Origin of the sequence: Campylobacter sp. IFREMER_LSEM_CL2127 (genome assembly GCF_025771745.1) — a bacterium.
GTDB lineage: Bacteria > Campylobacterota > Campylobacteria > Campylobacterales > Campylobacteraceae > Campylobacter_D.
The window spans coordinates 1-17746 of record NZ_JAKMQV010000011.1; the positions used below are offsets into that span (position 1 = coordinate 1).

Here is a 17746-nt window from a genome sequence, read left to right on the forward strand (position 1 = left end):
TACACCACTTTTACAATTAAACCCCAAAGAAAATTTCAGGTTTTAATCTAAGCATTAAACAATATGCAGCCAAACTAGCTTGTTCTCTTGTGTAGTTTCTATTGCCTTGTATGTGAATGCATTCTTGTAAAAATGTTCCATCTTTATACATAGCTCCTATGTAGATGGTACCTGCTTTGGTATTTTTATCATTCTCTTCTCCAGCTACCCCACTAAGCGCTAAGGCAAAATCACAATTTGTGGTTTTAAAAACCCCTTTTAACATAAAATAAATACAACGATCAGAGTATTCCCCAACACTTTCTAAGGTATCATTGCTCACCCCAAGCCAAGAATTTTTCAAACGGTTAGAATAAGTCACCAAGGAGCCTTCAAATACACTAGAAATTCCTGAATTTTCAGCAAATTTTGAAGCACAAAGTCCTGCGGTGCAACTTTCTGCAAAGGAAATTTTTAAGTTTTTTTCTAAAAGTTTTTTAGCTATAAATTTAATAGGATCGTTCCCTAAAAATACTTTGCCCGTAAAAAGTTTAAAAACTCCCTTTAAAAAGCCTTCTAGTTTTCCATACTGACTAGTGCTTGCTCTAACACAAATGAGATTATCTAACAATGCACTTGAGCTAGTTTGAATTTCAAAAGAAGTAGTAAGTGTGCTAAGTAAGATATTTGCACTCATTTCATCTATATCTAAAAGACAAAAATAGGCATAATCAAGTTCAGGATTTTGTAAAATTAAAGGCAATTTTTGCTCTATATTTATGTTTAATAAATTAATATAGCATTTTTCAAAAGAGCTTAAAAAGGAATTTTTTTCACGCAAAGCTTTTGAGGGTACTAAAGTATCATTTTCTAAGATTAAAACATCATCATTTAAGGTTGCTATGATTTTAGCTATGGTTGCATAGTATTCACTAATGCTAAAAATGGTTATATAATCATATTCTTTAGAAAGTTTTTCAAGTAAAAAAGGAAGTTCTTTGTCAGGTTTGTTTATAAATTTTAGCTCATGAAGTTCTAAAAACTGTTTTTTGTATTCTTCTTGTATATAATGCATATAATTTTCATTAATGATGATTTCACTACCTATAATGATGATAAGATGTTTCATGATTTTCCTTTTTTTCTTGCGATTATAACAAAAAAATAAGTGCAAATTAAAAGTATTTTAAGTAGAATTTACTATTTTTAAATTTTTCAAGGTGGATTATATGGATTATAAAGATACGCTATTGCTTCCAAATACGACTTTTGCAATGCGTGCAAATTTAGCAGAGCTTGAGCCTAAGCGTTTTAGCAAGTGGTTTGAAAACAACTATGCTTATGAGAAAATGAAACAAAAAAGACAAGGGGTAAGTGAGAGTTTTACTCTACATGATGGCCCTCCTTATGCTAATGGACATTTGCATATTGGCCATGCTTTAAATAAAATTTTAAAAGATATCATTATAAAAATGCATTATTTTCAAGGTAAAAAAGTGCGTTTTACTCCGGGTTGGGATTGCCATGGTTTACCGATAGAACAGCAAGTTGAAGTTAAACTTAAAGATAAAAAGCAAAGTTTAAGCAAAAAAGAAATTCGTGAGTTTTGTAGAGAGCATGCGAGAGAATTTGTAAATATCCAAAGAGATGAATTTAAGTCTTTGGGTGTGATTGCTGATTGGGATGAGCCATACTTGACTATGAAAAATGCTTTTGAAGCAGATATTTACAAAGCTTTATGTAAAATCGCTAAAAAAGGACTTTTGTTAGAAAGAAGCAAGCCTGTTTTTTGGAGCTGGGCTGCTAAGAGTGCGCTAGCAGAAGCTGAAGTAGAGTATGAAGATAAAGAAGATTATTCTATTTTTGTAGCATTTGAGCTTGATAAAACTTCGGTTGAAAAATTAGGAGTTGAAAAAGCAAAAGCGGTAATTTGGACTACCACACCTTGGACTTTACCGGCAAATCAAGCTATATCTTTAAATCCAAATGAAAAATATGTTATCACTGAAGAAGGTTATATTTTTGCTAAAGCCTTGCTTGAAAATATGATCAATAAAAACTTCACTCAAGGAAAAATTCAAAAAGAACTTTTGGGTGTTGAATTTGAAAATTTAAGTGCTATTAATCCACTCAATCAAAGAAAATCCACTCTTATTTTAGGCGATCATGTTTTAATGGAAGGTGGAACAGGGCTTGTACATACTGCACCAGGACATGGTGAGGATGATTATTATGTGTGCTTAAAATATGGTATTGAGGTGATTATGCCAGTAGATGATGGTGGGTGTTATGATGAAACGCTAAGAGCTAAAGGGCTTTTGCCAGAGCATTTATTAAATGAGTTTATAGGACTTCATATTTTTAAAGCAAATGAGCGTATTTTAGAACTACTTGGCGAAGCTTTGCTTGAAAGTTCTAAATTTACACACTCTTATCCATTTTGTTGGAGAACACATAAACCAGTTATTTATAGAGCTACAAAACAATGGTTTATTTTAATGGATGAGAAAAAATTAGATGGAAAATCTTTAAGAGAGCTAGCGCTAGAGCAGTTAAATAATGTGAAATTTTACCCAGAAAGTGGGGTAAAAAGACTTAGTTCTATGATAGAAAATCGTCCTGATTGGTGTATATCAAGACAAAGAGATTGGGGTGTGCCTATCGCATTTTTTAGAGATAAAAGCACCAAAGAAGTGATTTTTGATGATGATGTTTTAGATCATTTGGTGGGAATTTTTGAAGCAAATGGAGCTGATGCGTGGTGGGATTTAGAAATAAAAGATTTATTACCGCCAAATAGCAAATATGATCCAAATAATTTAGAAAAAGTTTATGATATTTTAGATGTTTGGTTTGATAGTGGTAGTACTTGGGAGGCAGTGTTAAACTCAGCTAGATACGATGCGGGAGAATACCAAGCTTCAATGTATCTTGAAGGAAGCGATCAGCACCGTGGATGGTTTCAAAGCTCACTTTTAATTTCCACTGCGATTAATCACAAAACCCCATATAAAAACATACTTACTCATGGCTTTACCGTTGATGAGAAAGGTCAAAAAATGAGTAAATCAAAAGGCAATGTGGTTTTACCTCAAAATGTAGCTAAAAATTATGGGGTAGAAATTTTAAGACTTTGGATAATGCTTAGTGATTATTCAACGGACTTAAAAATTTCAGATAATATCTTAAAACAAGTAAGCGAGCAATATAGAAAGATAAGAAATACTATAAGATTTTTACTTGCAAATACTAATGATATGGAATTTTTAGAAACAAAAAATTTCACACTTTTAGATAAGTGGATTTTAATGCGTGCAAAAGTTGCTTTTGAAGCATGTGAAGCTGCTTTTGAAAAATATGAATTTGCAAAGGGCTTTAGTGTGCTTTTAAATTTCTTAAGTGCGGATTTAAGTGGAATTTATTTAGATGTGTGTAAAGATAGATTATATTGTAATGCAAAAGATGACACAAAGAGAGTAAGTGCGCAAAGTGCTATGGTGCTAATAGCTAGAAAGCTTTTTACGCTTTTAGCTCCAAGCTTAACTTATACTATAGATGAAGCTTTAGAGCATGCAAATGTGGCTATTAAAGAAAATGCTAAAGATGTGTTTGATTTGGTGTTAAAAAATGGCTTTGATTATGAGTATAAAATCGAGGATGAATTATTTATAAAATCAAGAGAAAAATTCTTTGAACTTGTTGATGTATTAAAAAAAGATAAAATTATCAAATCAACTTTAGAACTAAGCTTACAAACAAGCGCAAATGAGCTTTTGAGTGAAGATATTGAAGAAGTAGCTGATTGGTTTATGGTGAGCTTGGTAGAAAGCTTAGATGAAAAAGAAGCTTTGAGTGAGTTTAAAATAGATGATCATAGTTTTAAAATCGTGCGTTCTTCATTACACAAGTGTCCAAGATGTTGGAAGTTTTTAGCAAAAGAAGAAGAATGCTTATGTCCAAGATGTAATAGCGTGGAAAAAGCAAAAAATGTTTGAGCAAGCTTTACCTTTTAGCGTGGTAGTGATTACTTTATTAGGCTTTTTATTTATCACGCTTTTTTTGTTTTATTTGGTTAAAAAATTTAAGGATAAATAATGGTAACTTTAAAAGAAGCTTTGAAATTTTCAAATGAAGAATTAGAAAATCTAAAAAAAGAATTAAATGAAAAAGCACATCAGCAAAAGCATTTGGGTGCTTATGTAGAGCAGTTTTTAAATAAAGACTTAAGCACTTCAGGTGCTGGTGTGCCAGTAGCTATAAAAGATAATATTAGCGTAAAAGATTGGGAATTAACTTGTAGTTCTAAAATTTTACAAGGCTATGTGGCTCCTTATGATGCAAGTGCTATTGTAAATTTACGTAAAAATAATTTTGCTCCATTTGGAAGATGTAATATGGATGAGTTTGCTATGGGAAGTACAAGTGCAACTTCTTTTTATGGTAAGACTTTAAACCCACTTGATAATACTAAAGTTCCAGGTGGAAGTAGTGGGGGGAGTGCTGCTGCGGTTGCTGCAGGGATAGCTTTAGCAAGTTTGGGCTCAGATACGGGTGGTTCAGTAAGGCAACCTGCTGCTTTTTGTGGTTGTGTTGGGTTTAAGCCAAGTTATGGAAGAGTTAGTAGGTATGGTTTAGCAGCGTATTCTTCAAGTCTTGATCAAATAGGAGTTTTAACGCAAAATGTTGAAGATGCTGCGATTTTGTATGATGCTATTGCAGGTTATGATGAAAAAGATAGCACAAGTGCAAACATAGCTTTTGAACCAACTGCGCTAAAACTAAATGCAAATAAAAAGCTAAAAATAGCTGTGATTAAAAACTATGTAGAGCAAACTAATGATGATGTAAAACAAGCCTTATTAAAAACCATAGATATGTTAAAAGCAAGTGGCCATGAGATTGTTTATAAAGACTTAATGGATTCTACATTTGATGTTGCGGCTTATTATATCATAGCAGCGGCTGAAGCAAGTGCAAATTTAAGCCGTTATGATGGTGTAAGATATGGTAGAAGAAGCGAAAAATGTGACAATCTTAGCCAAATGTATGTAAATAGTAGAAGTGAGGGCTTTGGAGAAGAAGTAAAAAGAAGAATTTTACTAGGAACCTTTGTTTTAAGTAGTGGGTATTATGATGCATACTATATCAAAGCACAAAAAGCTAGAAGATTTATCAAGCAAAAATATGAAGAAATTTTAAATGATTGTGATTTGATTTTTATGCCAGTTGCTCCAAGTGTTGCTTTTGGCTTTAATGATGTTAAAACCCCTATTCAAATGTATTTAGAAGATGTATTTACTATTTCAGTGAATTTAGCAGGACTTGGTGGCATTAGCGTGCCAGTAGGAAAAAATGAAAATGGACTTAATATCTCTGCGCAGCTTATCTGTAAAGCTTACGATGAACAAACTTTGCTAGATGGTGCTTTAAGCTTAGAAGAAATTATTAAAAATAAATAAAGGAAAAATTATGAAAATCATCAAACGCGCTTTGACTTTTGAAGATGTTTTACTAGTTCCTCAATATTCTGAGGTTTTGCCTAAAGAAGTAGATATCAAAACAAAACTTACAAAAAATATTACCTTAAATATGCCTTTAATTTCAGCTGCTATGGATACGGTTACTGAGCATAGAGCAGCTATTATGATGGCAAGACTTGGTGGTATAGGGGTGATCCATAAAAATATGGATATAGCTTCACAAGTTAGAGAGATAAAAAGAGTTAAAAAAAGCGAAAGTGGCGTGATTATGGATCCTATTTACATAGGGGCTAAAGCAAGCGTTAAAGAAGCGCTAGAACTCATGGCTGAATATAGAATTTCAGGAGTTCCTGTGGTAGATGAAAATAAAACCCTAATAGGAATTTTAACTAATCGTGATTTGAGATTTGAAACTAATTTTGATAATTTAGTAGAAAATGTAATGACAAAAATGCCTTTAATCACTGCTAAAAAAGGCTCTACTTTAGATGATGCAGAAAGGATTTTCTCTACTAATAAAGTAGAAAAACTTCCAATCGTAGATGAAAATAATCGTTTAGAAGGTTTGATTACTATAAAAGATTTAAAAAAACGTAAAGAATATCCAAATTCAAATAAAGATGCCTATGGAAGATTAAGAGTAGCTGCGGCTGTGGGTGTGGGTCAGCTTGATCGCGTAAAGGCTTTAGTGGAAGCTGAAGTTGATGTTATAGTAATGGATAGTGCGCATGGGCATTCTAAAGGTATTATTGATACATTAAAAGCAATTAAGGCTGAGTTTAATGTAGATGTGATAGTAGGAAATGTTGCTAGTGCAAAAGCGGTTAAAGATTTATGTGAAGCAGGCGCGGACGCTGTTAAGATAGGTATAGGGCCTGGAAGTATTTGTACTACACGCATTGTTTCAGGTGTGGGTGTGCCTCAAATTTCAGCTATAGATGAATGTGCGATAGAAGCAAGTAAATACGGCGTGCCAGTAATCGCTGATGGGGGTATAAAATACTCAGGTGATATTGCAAAAGCTATTGCAGCAGGTGCAAGTAGTGTGATGATAGGTTCACTTTTAGCAGGAACAGATGAGAGTCCAGGTGAGTTATTTACTTATCAAGGAAGACAATATAAGAGTTATCGTGGTATGGGAAGCTTAGGTGCTATGCAAAAAGGAAGTTCTGATAGATATTTCCAAGAAGGTACGGCTCAAGATAAACTTGTGCCTGAAGGTATTGAAGGTAGGGTACCTTATGTAGGAAGTATAAAAAGTGTAGTTCATCAACTTTTAGGTGGACTTAGATCTTCTATGGGTTATGTAGGTGCAGTAGATATCAAAGCTTTCCAAGAAAGAGCTGAATTTGTAGAAATCACCGCAGCAGGATTAAAAGAAAGCCATGTGCATGATGTAACTATCACAGCTGAAGCACCAAATTACAAGGTAAGTAATTAATGGAATTTGAAGATTATATCAAACAAGCTGAGCTTTCTTTGGAAAAACTTAATGATAAAGATTTAGACCTTAAAACTTGCGTAGAAATTTATAAAGAAGGTTTAAAAAGTATCAAGCAAGCAAGAACTATGCTTGAAAACGCTAAATTAGAAATCGAGCAAGTAGATGAGTAGCGTTGTAGCTTTGCAATTTCCAACTTTGGCTTTGAGCGAATCAAGGCTTGATTATTATCTAAAAGTTGCTAAGGAAAGTGGTGCGAATTTGGTGGTTTTAGGTGAGTATGTTTTAAATAGCTTTTTTAGTGAGCTTAAGAGCATGCCAAAAAGTATGATTAAAGAACAAAGCCAAAGTAAAAAAGCAAGCTTGATAAAACTTTCTAAAAAATATGATTTAAACATCATTGCACCGTTCATAAGTGTAGAAAATGATGGCTTAAAAAAACTATGCTTAAAAGTAAGCCCACAAAATGTAAAAGCGTATGAGCAACAAATTTTAATGCCTTATGCACACTGGAATGAAGAAAAATTTTTTAATAATAAAAAAACTGATAAACTTAAACTTTTTACTTTTACACATGAGGGTTTAAAATGCGCTTTGCTTTTTGGCTTTGAGGCGCATTTTGATATCTTTTGGCAAATGATTATGAAAAAAAAGATAGACTTAGTCATCATTCCTACAGCTAGCACCTTTGAAAGTAATCAAAGATGGCTAGAACTTTTAAAAACAAGAGCCTTTTTAAACTCAACAAGCGTTTTAAGGGTTAATCGCATAGGTAGCCCAAAGCAAGAAAATGATTGGAAATTTTATGGAGATAGCTTTTTTATCAATGCTTTTGGAGAGGTGCAAGAGCAACTTGGCGATCAAGAAGAAATGCTTGTGGTAGAAGTTAATAAAGCAAATGAAGCTAGAAATTTATGGGGCTTTGATAAACTTATAAAAAATTACGAAGAATAAAATTTATTTTAGTTTTTTCAAAAGTAAAAACAATGAGTAGATTTTATCTTTAAGGGCTTTTTATATTTTATTTTTAGTAAATAAATGATAAAATTTTGCCTTAAATTTTCAAAAAATTTGAGGCAAGAATGCAAAAAATTCATTTTATAGGTATAGGTGGTATTGGAATTTCGGCTTTGGCGAGATTTTTAAAAGAACAAGGCTTTAAGATTAGTGGTTCTGATATCAAAGACAGTAAAATCACAAAAGAATTAGAAAAAGAAGGCATAAATATAAAAATTCCTCATCATAAAGACAATGTTAAAGATGTGGATTTAGTGGTGTATTCAGCTGCTATTAAAGAAGATAATGAAGAATTAACTAGCGCAAAAAAGCAAAACATCACAACACTTTCAAGAAAAGAAGCCTTGCCTATGATTTTAAAAGACAAAAGAGTTTTTGCAGTTGCGGGAGCTCATGGCAAAAGTACAACTTCAAGCATTTTAGCAAGCTTGATAGAAGCTTCTGTGATTATTGGCGCAGTGTTAAAAGAAAGTGGCACTAATATGCTTTATAAAGAAAGTGAAAATCTCATCTTTGAAGCTGATGAGAGTGATAGTTCTTTTTTAAACTCAAATCCTTATTTAGCTATAGTGACTAATGTTGAAGCAGAACATTTAGATCATTATGGAAATGATCTTGCAAGATTGCATAAAGCTTATGAAGACTTTTTGCATTTGTCTAAAATTCAAGTGATTAATGCTGAAGATGAGTTTTTATCAAGTTTAAATTTAAATAACGCTAAAAAACTTTACCCAAACAAAGATATCACAAATATTTATATGAAAGTAGAAAATTTTAAGCCAAAAACTTATTTTACACTTAAAGATTTAGGTGAATTTAGTGTTTTTGGTATGGGTGAGCATGTAGCGATGGACGCTGCTTTAGCTATTTTGGCTGCGAGTGAATTTATAAATATAGAAGAGCTAAAAACTAAGCTTTTAAAATATCAAGGGATTAAAAAAAGATTTGATATTTTATTTGCAAATGAAAACATGGCTTTGATTGATGATTATGGACATCATCCAACAGAAATCAAAACCACACTTAAAGCAGCAAATGAGTATGCAAGGCTAGCTGGATATGAAAAAATCATAGCTATTTTTGAGCCTCATCGTTATACGCGTTTAAGTGCAAATATAGAGTATTTTAGTGAAGTTTTAGCAAATGTTGATGAGCTTTATATTTTACCTGTGTATGCAGCAGGGGAAACTAAAATAGAGATTAATATGCAAAAATACTTTCCAAAGGCTAAATTTATAAAAGAAATCAAAAGAGAAGAAAATGCTATTTATCTTGATGATGAGTTGATTGAAAATGGTTTGGTAATAGGCTTTGGTGCGGGAGATATTAGCATAAAGCTCAGGGGAAAGTATGTTTAAGATTTTTTTATATATCTTAGCTTTTTTTGCGATTTTACTTTTTTTCATTTTTTTGCGTAAAAAAATAGGTAAGATTAGTAATTATCTTTTGATTTTAGTGTTGATTTTAATGATTGCTTTTGCGATTAAATTTGAGTTAAGTGCCACAAGAAGTGGGGTTTTAAAAAAAGAAACACTCAATGCGTTTTTACAAGGACAAAGTCTAATTTGTAAAGATATTAATGTCACCAAAGAGTATTTTAACTTCGAGCATGGAACACAAAGTTTTATTTCAAATGGCAAAAATAAACAATTTAAAGCCTATGTTTTTGATATAAAAGATTGCAAGGTAGATAAATAATGCAAGGGCAATTTTTTAAAAAGCTAGATTTAGATGGCTATATAGAAGACTTTAGAGGACTTTTTGCAAGAGATAAAGAAATTTTTTTACAAGGTGATAGCAAGCTTCATTATAAAAGGATTAATGAGCTTTCGCTGATTGATTTTAATCCTCCACCTATGATAGAAGAGTTAAATAGTGCTTTAACTCATCTTAGCAAGCAAGGAATTTTACATTTAAGCCAAAGCTTTGAATTTATTAAAATCTGTATGTATTTTAGTTACTTAAAGGGCTTAAAATTTGAAGAAAGCTTAAAAGAATGGCTTTTAAAAATAGAAATTCCACAGGCTATTTTAGAACTTTTTGAGTATTTTGATGAAAAGGGTGAGATTAAAGAAAGTGTTGATGAAAGACTTGTTAATTTAAATTTAGCTCTAAAAATAAAAAAAGAAAGCTTGGTGGCTGAGTTTAAAAAACTCACCTATACTAAAAATCTTAGTGCTTATTTAATTGATACGCAAATTCATCTTATCAATGGTATGGAAACCTTGCTTTTACGCGGTGGGTTTAATCATGTCTTAAAAGCAAAAATCATAGGTAGAAGTAGTGGTGGCGGATTTTATGTGGTGCCTTTAAGCGTAGAAAAAATTCAAAGTCAAATTGATGAAATCAAAGATGCTAAAGAAGAAATTTTTTATGAGTATGCTAAAAAAATTAGCTTGACTTTTTATAAAAATTTGATGTTTTTGAAATTTATCAATAATGCTTTTGATTTATTTGATCATTATAGCGCTAGAGTTTTGATGGCTAAAAAACATGATTATGAGTTTGTTTTAGCTGATAGTTCTAATAATTTAAGTTTATATAACTTTGCACATCCGGCTTTAAAAAATGCAAAAAGTGTTAATATAGAGTTTAATAAAAAAGTTTTAATCATCACAGGTGTAAATGCAGGTGGTAAGTCTATGCTTTTAAAAGGAATTTTAAGTGCAGCTTTACTTGCAAAGCATTTACTTCCTATGAGAATTAATGCACAAAAAAGTCAAATAGGCAATTTCAAAGAATTTGACGCGATTTTAGAAGATCCACAAAATGTAAAAAACGATATTTCTACCTTTGCAGGAAGAATGTTGCATTTTTCTAAGCTTTTAGGTAAGAAAAATGTTTTATTAGGGGTTGATGAGATAGAGCTTGGGACAGATTTTGAAGAAGCAGCGTGTCTATATACTGAGCTTATTTCTAAGCTTTTAGAACAAGATAATAAAATCATCATCACAACCCATCATAAACGCCTTGCTATGCTTTTGGCTAAAAATTCACAAGTAGAACTCATCGCCGCTTTGTATGATGAGGAACTATCACGCCCAAAATATGAGTTTTTAAAAGGTACCATAGGTAAATCTTATGCATTTGAAACGGCTTTAAGATATGGCATAAGTGCAAATTTAGTGCAAAATGCTAAAAAGCTTTATGGAGAAGATAAAGAAAATTTAGAAGAAATGGTAAGTAAAAATATCAATCTTGAACTTTCTTTACGCAAGAAAAATGAAGAACTTGAGAAAAAAGAAGCTAAGGTAGATGAAATTTTGCTTTCACTCAAAGATCAAAAAGAAAAAAATGAGCAAGAATTTAAAAAGCTTGTTTCTAATTTAGAGTTTAAATATCACAAAGCCATAGAAGAAGCTAAAAAAACAATAAATCTAAAAGATATCAAAGAAAAACAAAGAAGTTTAAACAAAGCCAATGAACTTAAAAAAAGCATTGTTTTGCCAAGTATGGAGCAAAATGAAGAACTTAGAGTTGGGGATTTTGTAAAATATGAAAAAATCAAAGGTAAAATCACAGCTATTTCAAAAAATGATGCGATGATTCAAAGCGATGGTTTAAGTTTGCGTGTGCCTTTAAAGCTTCTTAAAAAAAGCAATCAAACCCCTACACAAAAGGTAAAATCAAGTGTTAATGTAACCCGCCCAAGTGCTTTAAATATGACTTTAGATTTACACGGCTTAAGAAGTGATGAGGCGCTTGAAAGATTAGATAAATTTATCTCTGATGCTTTGATAGTAGGTTTTGATGAGGTGATAGTTTATCATGGTATAGGCACAGGAAAACTAGCTTTTGCGGTAAAAGAGTTTTTAAAAGCTCACAAAAGTGTAAAAAGCTTTAATGACGCACCAATTAATCAAGGTGGTTTTGGCGCTAAGGTGGTTAAGCTTTAAGTAAAATTATAGTAAAACCTTTAAAACAATAATGAGGTTTATTAAATGAAACAAGTGGTGATTTTAAGTGGAGCAGGTTTATCCGCTCCAAGTGGTATAAAAACTTTTAGAGCTAATGGTGGGCTTTGGGAAGAGCATGATGTAATGGAAGTTTGCTCAGCAACTGGCTTTAGAAAAAATACTAAAAAAGTTTTGGAATTTTATAATAAAAGAAGAAAAGAACTAGCTAGTGTTAAGCCAAATCACGCACATAAAATCATCGCTTTATTAAAACAAAAATTTCCAAAACAAATTAGTATTTTAACGCAAAATGTAGATGATTTATTAGAGCGAGCAGGTTGTGAAGAAGTGGTACATTTGCACGGTTTTTTACCTGAACTTAGGTGTTTAGAGTGTGAAAATATTTTTAACATAGGCTATGAAAGTAGTGATGATAAAATTTGTCCTAAATGTCAAAGCAAAAGTGTAAGGCACAATATCGTGATGTTTGAAGAAATGGCGCCAAATTATAAAATTTTATATGAAAAATTACAAAATTGTGATTTATTTGTATGTATAGGCACAAGTGGGCAGGTTTTACCCGTGGGAGAGTATGCAAGAGTATGTAAGCAAAGTATATTAAATAATCTTGATGAGGATAAATATTTAGAAAGTAATTTCACAAAAGTTTATATAGAAGATGTTTGCGCGGCTATTGATAAAATCAAAATCGATATAGAAAATTTCTTGGAAGCAAAATGCTAGAAGTAATCTTACAAGGCATAATTTTAGGTATGGGTGTGTCTGTGCCTTTTGGGCCTGTGAATATTTTGATCTTAAATACTGCTTTATCTTCTTTTAAAAATGCTTTTTGTGTTGGACTTGGTGCTTTAAGTGCTGATATACTTTTTTTGATTTTGATTAATCTTGGGCTTTTAAGCTTTGCAAATAATGAATTTTTTTATAAAATACTAGCAGTTTTTGGCTTTTTCTTTTTGAGTTTTATGGTATTTTTAATGCTAAGAAAAACAAGAAAAGTCGATCTTAACAAGGTAAATAAAACACATCTTTTAAAAGGTTTTAGTAAAGGATTTTTCTTAAATGTTACAAATCCTTATGTTATAGGCTTTTGGGTGAGTGTAGCAGGGCTTAGTATGCAGAGTAAAAACTCTTTTGCTTTGCTTTTTGGTTTGGTGGGTTTTATTGTATTTTGGATTTTTACTCTATCGTTTTTTGTGTCTAAATTTAAAGCCCTTGTAAGAAATAAACATATATTTTATATCAATCTTTTTTCAGCATTTATTTTAGAGTATTTTGCTCTTTCTATGCTGTATAAAGCTTTTATAGGATAAAACATGCAAGTAGTTGAAATTTTTAAAGAATTAAGTAAATTTAAATCCATCACTCCAGATGATGATGGAGCATTAAATTATATCGCAGTGGAGTTAAGTGATTTTGAAGCTTTTTTTATAGAAAAAGAAGGTGTGAAAAATCTTTTGCTGACTAAAAAATTTAGCGATGATGGGGAACATTTGGCTTTTGGTGGGCATGTGGATGTAGTGCCTGCGGGAGAGGGTTGGAGTAGTGATCCTTTTGAGCCTTTAGAAAAAGATGGGTTTATTTATGTAAGAGGCGCGCAAGATATGAAAAGTGGTGTGGCTGCTTTTATGTGTGCGGTTAAGGAAGTGGAAAATTTCAAAGGAAGAATTTCGCTGATTTTAACAAGTGATGAAGAAGGCGAGGCTAAATTTGGCACGCTTGAAGTGCTTAAATTTATGCAAGAAAAAGATATGCTACCTGATTTTGCTGTGGTTGCTGAGCCAACTTGTGATAAAAAATTTGGAGATAGTATTAAAATAGGGCGTCGTGGTTCTATCAATGCAAAATTACTTATCAAAGGCAAGCAAGGTCATGTAGCATACCCGCAAAAATGCATTAATCCTGTGCATAATTTTGCTTCTGCTTTGAAATTTTTAGCAGGATTTGATCTTGATCCAGGTGATGAGATATTTGCACCATCTAAAATTGTTATTACTGATATACGTGGTGGTATGGAAGTGTGCAATGTAACTCCAAATGATTTAAAATTGATGTTTAATGTAAGAAATTCTCCACAAACTAGCTTAGAAGATGTAAAAGCTTATGTAGAAAAGACTTGTGAAGGACTTGATTATGAATTAAGCATAAATCAAAGCTCAAAGCCTTTTTTAACACAAAGTGACTCTAAAATCGTACAAAAACTAAATGAGAGCGTACAAAAAATCACCCAAATAGTACCAGAACTTAACACCAAAGGTGGCACAAGTGATGCAAGATATTTTGCTGAGTTTGGTGTGAAGGTAGTAGAATTTGGCGTGTGTAATGATAGAATTCATGCCATTGATGAGAGAGTGAGTATAGAAGAACTTGAAAAATTGTATTTAGTTTTTAAAGATTTATTAGAGAATTTTAACTAGGAAAAAACGTGATTATCAATGGACAAAAGCTTGAGTTAAAAGAGCTTAGATTTATGGATTATGTTAAAGAAAAGCAATTAAAAATAGAATTTATCGCCTTAGAATTAAACGGAGAAATTATCCCAAGGGATAAATTTGAAAATCTAATTTTAAAAGAAAATGATAAAGTAGAGATTGTTACTTTTGTAGGTGGTGGTTGATGAGAATTAAATTTAATGGTAGTATGATAGACACGCATTTTAAAAACACTTTGGAATTTTTTCAAAGTGTGAGTAAAAATGAAAATGATGTATGGATAATCAATGGTTTTGCGACAAAAGAAAGTTTGGAGCTAAAAGAAAATGATGAACTTTTTTGTATAGAAAAAAATACTTTACCACCATATGAAGCTCTTGATGCTATGATGAGAGCAAGACATACTCCAAAGCTTCATGATAAACTCAAAAAGGCAAGTGTAGCAGTGTGTGGGCTTGGTGGGCTTGGATCGCATATAGCTATAAATTTAGCAAGAAGTGGGGTTGGTAGGCTTCATTTGATTGATTTTGATGTGGTGGAGCCAAGCAATCTTAACCGCCAAGCTTATATGGTGGAAGATTTGGGTAAATTTAAGGCTGAAGCTTTAAAAGATCAAATCGCTAAAATTAATCCTTTTATAGAAGTATTTGCACAAGTTTTAAAAATAGAAAAAGAAAATATAGCCGAACTTTTTACAAATGATGATTTAGTTTGTGAAGCCTTTGATAGTGCAAAATATAAAGCTCTTTTAGCGCAAAATTTTCACCAACACTATCCTCAGAAAACATTAATTTGTGCTTCTGGCTTAGCAGGATATGGAGATAGTAATAGCATACAAACAAGAAAAATCGCAAAAAACTTTTATGTTTGTGGTGATTTAAAAAACGAGGCAAAAGTAGGCAATGGACTTATGGCACCGCGTGTAAATATTTGTGCAGGACATCAAGCAAATTTAGTTTTAGAACTTTTAGTGAGCGAGTAATGGAAAAATTAAAAATAGGAAAATATGAGTTTAATTCTAGGTTTATTTTAGGTTCTGGGAAATTTTCTTTTGAGCTTATAAGATCAGCTATTGAAGAAGCAAAAGTTGAGATTATCACCTTAGCTTTGCGTAGGGTAAATGATAAAGGCATAGAAAATATACTTGATTTTATCCCAAAGCATATTAAGCTTTTACCAAATACTTCAGGTGCAAGAAATGCCAATGAGGCATTGCGTATAGCAAGACTTGCAAGAGAGCTTGGTTGTGGAGATATGATTAAGGTTGAAGTAATTAGCGATAGTAAATATTTATTACCGGATAATTATGAAAGTATAAAAGCAGTAGAACTTTTAGCAAATGAGGGTTTTACACCTTTAGTTTATATGTATCCTGATTTATATGCAGCACGTACTATGGCTAATGCAGGAGCTGCTGCTATAATGCCTCTTGGAGCTCCCATAGGAAGCAATAAAGGCTTAAAAACTAAAGAATTTATACAAATTTTACTTAATGAAATTAGTTTGCCTATTATAGTTGATGCAGGCATAGGAAATCCCGCACAAGCTTGTGAAGCCATGCAAATGGGAGTAAGTGCAGTGATGGCAAATACAGCCATAGCTCAAGCTAAAGATGTAGCAAAAATGGCAAAGGCTTTTGCTTTGGCTATAGAAGCAGGATGTAATGCGTATTTAGCAGGCATAGCAAATGAAAGCACGCCAAGTGCAAGCTCGCCTTTGAGTGGTTTTTTAAGAGATTAAAATGCAAAAATATCCTCATATGCAAAGTATTGAAAGTGAAATTTTAACTAAGGTTTTAAAAGAAGTTGAAAATTTTGATGAAAGTAAATTTAGCGCTTTTGATGTAAAACAAGCTTTAGCTAAAGATTATCTTAACTTAGAAGATTTAAAAGCCTTGCTTTCAAGCACAGCAGAAGATTTTATAGAAGATTTAGCGCAAAAATCAAGCAAGATTACTCAAAAATATTTTGGAAATTCCATTTTGCTTTTTACACCTTTATATCTTTCTAATTTTTGCAATAGCAAATGCACTTATTGTGGGTTTCAAAAAGGAAATAACATTAAAAGAGCTAAGCTAAATGAGGCTGAAATTCACAAAGAAATGCAAGAGATTAAAAAAAGTGGTTTGGAAGAAATTTTACTCTTAACAGGTGAGGGCAGGGAGTATGCTAGCGTGGAATATCTTGCCAAAGCTTGTGAGATAGCAAAAGAGTATTTTAAGGTCGTTGGGATTGAAGTTTATCCTATGAATGTAGATGAGTATGCACTGCTTCATGAAAAGGGTTGTGAATATGTAAGTGTTTATCAAGAAACTTACAATCAAAAAACTTATTCTAAAATTCATATTGAAGGTGAAAAAAGTGTATTTGAGTATCGTTTTCATGCGCAGGAGCGAGCGTTAAAAGCGGGTATGAGAGGGGTTGCTTTTGGAGCTTTACTTGGTATAGATGATTTTAGAAAAGATGCTTTTGCCACGGCTTTACATGCGTATTTTTTACAGCAAAAATACCCTCATGCTGAAATAGCTTTGTCTATCCCTAGACTAAGACCTATTATCAATAATAAAAAAATTCATCCAAAAGATGTAAGTGAAACAAGACTTTTGCAAGTTTTATGTGCCTATAGATTGTTTTTACCTTTTGCAAGTATTACGATTTCTACGCGTGAAAGAGCAGGATTTAGAGATGGGGTTATTAAACTTGGAGCTACTAAAATGAGTGCAGGTGTGAGTGTTGGAGTGGGTGAGCATCAAGGTGATAAAAAAGGTGATGATCAGTTTCAAATTAGTGATATGCGTAGTGTTGATGAGGTTTTAGCTATGTTAAAAAATGCAAATTTACAAGCTATAATGAGCGATAGTATTTATGTGGGATAAAAAAGTCATTGCTATTAGCGATAGTCAAAATACCCAAGGAGATTTTTTAAATTTTATTGAAAAACTAAGTCAAAGTAGTATTGATGCTTTGGTGCTTAGAGAAAAACATTTAGATGAGTTAGAATACGCTAAATTAGCCAAAGAAGTATTAAAAATTTTTAATAAAACTCAAAAGATTTGCTTTTTGCATTATCATTATGAAGTTTGTTTAAAATTAAATCATCAATTTTTTCATGCTCCTTTATTTGTTTTACAAAATTACCTACAAAGCTATAAAAAATTTGAGCTTTTGGGTACTTCCATCCATTCTAAAGAAGAATTGGATTTAGCTTATAAACTTAAAGTAAATCATGCTTTTTTTGGGCATGTATTTAAAAGTTCTTGTAAGGCTGATTTAGCTCCAAAAGGTATTAAGAATTTAAAAGATTTGTTAGAAGTTTCAAAAATACCCATTTATGCCATAGGTGGCATAAATACTCAAACTATAAAACACTTAAAAGATTTAAATTTAGCAGGTGTGTGTATAAGAGAAGCTTTGTATAAAAGTGAAAATGTAAAAAAATATATTTTAAGATGTAAAGATCTTTTAGTCCAAAAGGACTAAAAGA

The 17746-nt window shown here is 31.9% G+C and carries 17 protein-coding genes; 16 read left to right on the forward strand and 1 reads right to left on the reverse strand.

Annotation, left to right across the window (positions count from 1 at the left end; all coding sequences use genetic code 11):
* Window positions 1–16: 16 nt before the first annotated feature.
* On the reverse strand, window positions 17–1108 hold the full coding sequence (locus L8V77_RS06650) for a CinA family protein (protein WP_263707246.1): 1092 nt from the start codon (window positions 1106–1108) through the stop codon (window positions 17–19).
* A 100-nt stretch (window positions 1109–1208) separates the two neighbouring features.
* Between L8V77_RS06650 and ileS the strand changes: the two genes are divergently transcribed.
* From ileS to L8V77_RS06730, 16 genes are all read left to right on the forward strand, one after another.
* Window positions 1209–3974, forward strand: coding sequence for an isoleucine--tRNA ligase (ileS, locus tag L8V77_RS06655; protein ID WP_263707248.1), 2766 nt, complete (start codon window positions 1209–1211; stop codon window positions 3972–3974).
* 99 nt (window positions 3975–4073) lie between these two features.
* The gene (gatA, locus tag L8V77_RS06660) at window positions 4074–5438 is read left to right on the forward strand and encodes an Asp-tRNA(Asn)/Glu-tRNA(Gln) amidotransferase subunit GatA (RefSeq protein ID WP_263707249.1); all 1365 of its coding nucleotides are present in this window, start codon (window positions 4074–4076) and stop codon (window positions 5436–5438) included.
* Window positions 5439–5448: 10 nt separating this feature from the next.
* Entirely contained in the window at window positions 5449–6900 is a 1452-nt protein-coding gene (gene guaB, locus L8V77_RS06665; RefSeq protein WP_263664221.1) for an IMP dehydrogenase, read from the forward strand.
* On the forward strand, window positions 6900–7073 hold the full coding sequence (gene xseB / locus L8V77_RS06670; RefSeq protein WP_263664220.1) for an exodeoxyribonuclease VII small subunit: 174 nt from the start codon (window positions 6900–6902) through the stop codon (window positions 7071–7073). Before guaB ends, xseB begins: the two co-directional genes overlap by 1 nt.
* Complete coding sequence (locus L8V77_RS06675; protein ID WP_263707251.1) at window positions 7066–7854, forward strand: carbon-nitrogen hydrolase family protein; 789 nt, start codon at window positions 7066–7068, stop codon at window positions 7852–7854. The genes xseB and L8V77_RS06675 overlap by 8 nt, the downstream gene beginning before the upstream one ends.
* Before the next feature lie 128 nt (window positions 7855–7982).
* A complete protein-coding gene (gene murC, locus L8V77_RS06680; RefSeq protein ID WP_263707253.1) occupies window positions 7983–9275 on the forward strand; it encodes a UDP-N-acetylmuramate--L-alanine ligase in 1293 nt (430 codons plus the stop codon).
* Complete coding sequence (locus L8V77_RS06685; RefSeq protein WP_214100544.1) at window positions 9268–9615, forward strand: hypothetical protein; 348 nt, start codon at window positions 9268–9270, stop codon at window positions 9613–9615. The genes murC and L8V77_RS06685 overlap by 8 nt, the downstream gene beginning before the upstream one ends.
* On the forward strand, window positions 9615–11813 hold the full coding sequence (locus tag L8V77_RS06690) for an endonuclease MutS2 (RefSeq protein WP_263707255.1): 2199 nt from the start codon (window positions 9615–9617) through the stop codon (window positions 11811–11813). The genes L8V77_RS06685 and L8V77_RS06690 overlap by 1 nt, the downstream gene beginning before the upstream one ends.
* A gap of 45 nt (window positions 11814–11858) precedes the next feature.
* Complete coding sequence (locus L8V77_RS06695; RefSeq protein ID WP_263707257.1) at window positions 11859–12557, forward strand: SIR2 family NAD-dependent protein deacylase; 699 nt, start codon at window positions 11859–11861, stop codon at window positions 12555–12557.
* Complete coding sequence (locus tag L8V77_RS06700; RefSeq protein ID WP_263707258.1) at window positions 12551–13144, forward strand: LysE family translocator; 594 nt, start codon at window positions 12551–12553, stop codon at window positions 13142–13144. The genes L8V77_RS06695 and L8V77_RS06700 overlap by 7 nt, the downstream gene beginning before the upstream one ends.
* Before the next feature lie 3 nt (window positions 13145–13147).
* Complete coding sequence (gene dapE / locus L8V77_RS06705; RefSeq protein ID WP_263664213.1) at window positions 13148–14248, forward strand: succinyl-diaminopimelate desuccinylase; 1101 nt, start codon at window positions 13148–13150, stop codon at window positions 14246–14248.
* A gap of 8 nt (window positions 14249–14256) precedes the next feature.
* Complete coding sequence (gene thiS / locus L8V77_RS06710) at window positions 14257–14448, forward strand: sulfur carrier protein ThiS (protein WP_066006795.1); 192 nt, start codon at window positions 14257–14259, stop codon at window positions 14446–14448.
* Window positions 14445–15245, forward strand: coding sequence for a thiamine biosynthesis protein ThiF (gene thiF, locus L8V77_RS06715; RefSeq protein ID WP_263707260.1), 801 nt, complete (start codon window positions 14445–14447; stop codon window positions 15243–15245). The genes thiS and thiF overlap by 4 nt, the downstream gene beginning before the upstream one ends.
* The gene (locus L8V77_RS06720; RefSeq protein ID WP_263707261.1) at window positions 15245–16003 is read left to right on the forward strand and encodes a thiazole synthase; all 759 of its coding nucleotides are present in this window, start codon (window positions 15245–15247) and stop codon (window positions 16001–16003) included. The genes thiF and L8V77_RS06720 overlap by 1 nt, the downstream gene beginning before the upstream one ends.
* 1 nt (window position 16004) lies before the next feature.
* Window positions 16005–17138, forward strand: a complete 1134-nt coding sequence (gene thiH / locus L8V77_RS06725) for a 2-iminoacetate synthase ThiH (RefSeq protein ID WP_263707263.1) — start codon at window positions 16005–16007, stop codon at window positions 17136–17138.
* Window positions 17128–17742 carry a thiamine phosphate synthase gene (locus tag L8V77_RS06730; protein ID WP_263707264.1) on the forward strand — a complete coding sequence of 205 codons (615 nt, stop codon included), beginning with the start codon at window positions 17128–17130 and terminating at the stop codon, window positions 17740–17742. Before thiH ends, L8V77_RS06730 begins: the two co-directional genes overlap by 11 nt.
* The last annotated feature ends 4 nt before the right edge of the window (window positions 17743–17746 follow it).